Annotated in this window: 1 protein-coding gene; it reads left to right on the top strand. The window is 64.9% G+C overall.

The genetic code is table 11. The features are described from left to right. Window positions 1-1,967, top strand: a 1,967-nt coding sequence (locus P0D96_RS47830; protein WP_408321294.1) for an NADP-dependent malic enzyme, incomplete at both ends; no start/stop codon positions are given.

Genomic DNA, 1,967 nt, shown 5'->3' with positions numbered 1-1,967 from the left:
CGCGAAGCCGCCCTCGATTACCACGAGTTCCCCACCCCGGGGAAGATCGCGATCGCCCCGACCAAGCAGATGATCAACCAGCGCGACCTCGCGCTGGCGTATTCGCCTGGCGTCGCGTTCGCGTGCGAGGAAATCGTCGAGAACCCGTTGAACGCCGCGCGCTTCACCGCGCGCAGCAACCTGGTCGGCGTCGTCACGAACGGCACCGCGGTGCTGGGTCTGGGCAACATCGGCCCGCTCGCCTCGAAGCCGGTCATGGAAGGCAAGGCCGTGCTGTTCAAGAAGTTCGCCGGCATCGACGTGTTCGATATCGAGCTGAACGAGTCCGACCCGCACAAGCTGGTGGATGTGATCGCGGCGCTGGAGCCGACCTTCGGCGGCATCAACCTCGAGGACATCAAGGCGCCGGACTGCTTCATCGTCGAACGCGAATGCCGCAAGCGCATGAAGATTCCGGTCTTCCACGACGACCAGCACGGCACGGCGATCGTCGTCGCGGCGGCCATCACCAATGGTCTGAAGGTGGTCGGCAAGGACATCAAGGAGGTCAAGCTGGTGTCCTCGGGCGCGGGCGCCGCGGCGCTGGCCTGTCTGGACCTGCTGGTCGACATCGGCCTGCCGCTCGAGAACATCACCGTCACCGATCTGGCCGGCGTGGTCTACAAGGGCCGCGTCGAACTGATGGACCCGGACAAGGAGCGCTTCGCGCGTGAAACCGATGCCCGCACGCTGGCCGAAGCCATCGGCGGCGCGGACGTTTTCCTGGGGCTGTCGGCGGGCGGCGTGCTCAAGCAGGACATGGTCAGGCAGATGGCGGACAAGCCGCTGATTCTGGCGCTGGCCAATCCGACGCCGGAAATCCTGCCGGAACTGGCGCTGGAAGTGCGTCCGGACGCCGTGCTGTGCACGGGGCGCACCGACTACCCGAACCAGGTGAACAACGTGCTGGTGTTCCCGTTCCTGTTCCGCGGCGCGCTGGATGCGGGCGCGACGACGGTGACGCGGGAAATGGAAATTGCCGCGGTCAACGCGATCGCCGAACTCGCGCGCCAGGAGCAGAGCGATATCGTCGCGACGGCGTATGGCATTCAGGACCTCTCGTTCGGCCCGGAATACCTGATTCCGAAGCCGTTCGATCCGCGCCTGATCGTCAAGGTCGCGCCGGCCGTGGCGAAGGCCGCGATGGATTCGGGCGTCGCCGAGCGTCCGATCGAGGACATGGAAGCCTACGAACAGCATCTGCAGCAGTTCGTGTATCACAGCGGCACGACCATGAAGCCGATCTTCCAGCTCGCGCGCGGCGTCGAGCCGGAGAAGAAGCGGATCGTGTTCGCGGAAGGCGAAGAAGAGCGCGTGCTGCGCGCGATGCAGATCATCGTCGACGAGAAGCTCGCCAGGCCGATCCTGATCGGCCGGCCGGCGGTGATCGAGCAGCGCATTGCGCGCTACGGCCTGCGTCTGGTCGCGGGGCAGGACTACACGGTCGTGAACACCGACCACGACGAGCGCTATCGCGATTTCTGGCAGGAATATCACAAGATGATGTCGCGCAAGGGCATCAGCGCGCAGATGGCGAAGCTCGAAATGCGTCGCCGCACCACGCTGATCGGCGCGATGCTGGTGGAAAAGGGCGAAGCGGACGGCATGATCTGCGGCACGGTGTCGACCACGCATCGCCACCTGCACTTCATCGATCAGGTGATCGGCAAGAAGGAAGGCGCGAAGGTCTACGCGGCGATGAATGCGCTGGTGCTGCCGAACCGGCAGATTTTCCTGGTGGATACGCACGTGAACGTCGATCCGACGCCGGAGCAACTGGCGGAAATCACGATCATGGCGGCTGAGGAAGTGCGCCGTTTCGGTATCGAGCCGAAGATCGCGCTGCTGTCGCATTCGAACTTCGGCACGAGCAACGCGCCGACCGCGCAGAAGATGCGCGACACGCTGGCGATCCTGCGCGAACGCGC

Origin of the sequence: Paraburkholderia sp. RL17-347-BIC-D (assembly GCF_046027915.1) — a bacterium.
GTDB lineage: Bacteria > Pseudomonadota > Gammaproteobacteria > Burkholderiales > Burkholderiaceae > Paraburkholderia.
Note: the sequence above shows the minus strand (reverse complement) of the source record. Positions and strands in the feature narration are given on the sequence as shown.